Source organism: Dietzia cercidiphylli, assembly GCF_014145145.1.
In the GTDB taxonomy this organism is placed as follows: Bacteria; Actinomycetota; Actinomycetes; order Mycobacteriales; family Mycobacteriaceae; genus Dietzia; species Dietzia natronolimnaea.
Window position 1 is genome coordinate 1 of record NZ_JAALEA010000503.1, and the last position, 1,087, is coordinate 1,087.

1 protein-coding gene is annotated in these 1,087 nt (G+C 72.1%); it reads left to right on the forward strand.

Features of this window, described 5'->3' with window-relative positions:
- Positions 1-41 precede the first annotated feature (41 nt).
- Positions 42-1,087, forward strand: a 1,046-nt coding sequence (locus G6028_RS16380) for a gluconate kinase (protein WP_182659503.1), incomplete at its 3' end; no start/stop codon positions are given.

Consider the following 1,087-nt stretch of genomic DNA (forward strand, 5'->3'; position numbering starts at 1 on the left):
GGTCGGCCGCGAACCGTGTCATGCCTGCCTAGGCTGGGGTTATGGACACCCCCGCGGATGCCGACCCGGTGACGGACGGAGGGCCGGCCGTCGTCGAGACGCACAGCGCTCTCATCGTGCTCTATGGTGACGAGGCTCACAAAGTGCGCAAGCGCATCGATCTCGGGTTCCTGGACAACACGTCGGTCGGGGCCCGCGCAGAACAGAGCCGCCGGGAGGTCGAGCTCAACAGCCGCCTGGCGCCGGACGTGTACGACGGTGTGCTCGAGGTGCGAGGTCCCGACGGCGAGGTGATCGACCACGTGGTCCGGATGCGCCGACTCCCCGCCGGACGGAGCCTGGACTCGCTGGTGCGGTCGCGGGCCTCGGGGACCGGCCGCTCCGACGATCCCGACCTCCTGGCGGGGGTGCGGGAGGTGGCCCGGCAGCTCGATCACCTCCACGCCGCGAGTCCCCGCTCGGAGGAGATCGACGCGGTGGGCACCGCGGACGCCGTGGCCGGGTTGTGGCGGGAGTCGATCGGCCACCTGCGGCGTCTGAGTGTGGGCGAGGACGCACCGGTGATCGTCGACGACGTGGAGTGGCTCGCGGGGGAGTATCTCCGCGGGAGGGAGCGACTGCTGCGGGCGCGAGTCGATGCGGGCCGGGTGGTCGACGGCCACGGTGACCTGCTCGCGGCGGACATCTATCTGGAGGACGACGGGCCCCGGGTGATCGACTGTCTCGAGTTCGACGACCGGCTCAGGTTCGGGGACGCCATGCTCGACGCCGGGTTCCTGGCGATGGATCTCGACAGGGTGGGGGCGCGGGACCTCGCCGAGGCCTTCCTCGCGGCGTATCGGGACTTCTCGGGGGATGACGCGCCGTCGTCCCTCGTGCACCACTACATCGGGTACCGCGCGCTGGTCCGGTCCAAGGTCACCGCGATCCGCGCCGAGCAGTCCCGGAGCGGTGGGGCGGACGCGCGGCACGCCCTCGAGCTGGCGGACCGGGCCGTCGACGCCCTCCTGCGCGCCCGCGTCCGGTTGGTGCTGGTGGGAGGGGTGTCGGGGTCGGGCAAGTCGACGTTGGCCGCGCCTCTGGCCGA